The organism is Corallococcus sp. RDP092CA, assembly GCF_041903675.1.
Lineage (GTDB): Bacteria > Myxococcota > Myxococcia > Myxococcales > Myxococcaceae > Corallococcus.
The window spans coordinates 1-664 of record NZ_JAYESI010000109.1; the positions used below are offsets into that span (position 1 = coordinate 1).

Sequence of the window (664 nt, forward strand, 5' to 3'; positions counted from 1 at the left end):
GCACTTGGGGTTGCTGCTGTTACCGGAACGAAGGAGCGAGAGGCGCTTCCCACGAGTCGTCAAAATCAAGATGAGCAACTACGACAAGAAGTGGGTGAAGCGCCCCCGCCCTAACTGACCGGCATTGGGCCTAGCTGTGCTGCGGCCCTCCATGTCCGACTTCCGCGAGGCTCTTGAATCGATTTCGGAGTCCCCATGCTCCGAGCATCCTGGCTTCTCCGCCGCCCTGGCCTGTACGCGTTGCGGTACCTTCACCTGTGCCTTCTGTGCTTCGTCCGGGGCGGGCCTGTGTCTTCGGTGCCTCCATGCGGCTCCGGAGCTGGCGACGCGCAGGGCCCGGCTCGCAGCCAGCCTTATCGATGGCGCAGCACTCGTGCTCCCGTCCCTGTTTCTGAGCGTGCTTCGGTGCCTGGCCATTCCGGACGAGGCGGCGATGAAGGCTCCAGTCGTCTACGGCCCGGCGCTCCTCGCGTTGCTCGTGCAGGCGAGCCTGATTCGAGGCACGGGGGCGAGCGTCGGCAAGCGGCTCTTGGGAATTCGTAACTGTTCGCCGTGCCCCGTCCCGGCGCCGTGCTGACCCGCCCGGGACGGCCGGCAGGAGCGACCGTCAGTCCTGGCTCTTCGGAAGTGTGACCGTGCCTGGGTTCTCAATGGCGGCGAGCGC

The 664-nt window shown here is 66.1% G+C and carries 1 protein-coding gene; it reads left to right on the forward strand.

Annotated features, from left to right (window positions below; translation table 11 throughout):
- Positions 1-151: 151 nt before the first annotated feature.
- The gene (locus tag U8525_RS34380) at positions 152-577 is read left to right on the forward strand and encodes an RDD family protein (protein WP_374270957.1); all 426 of its coding nucleotides are present in this window, start codon (positions 152-154) and stop codon (positions 575-577) included.
- Positions 578-664 lie beyond the last annotated feature (87 nt).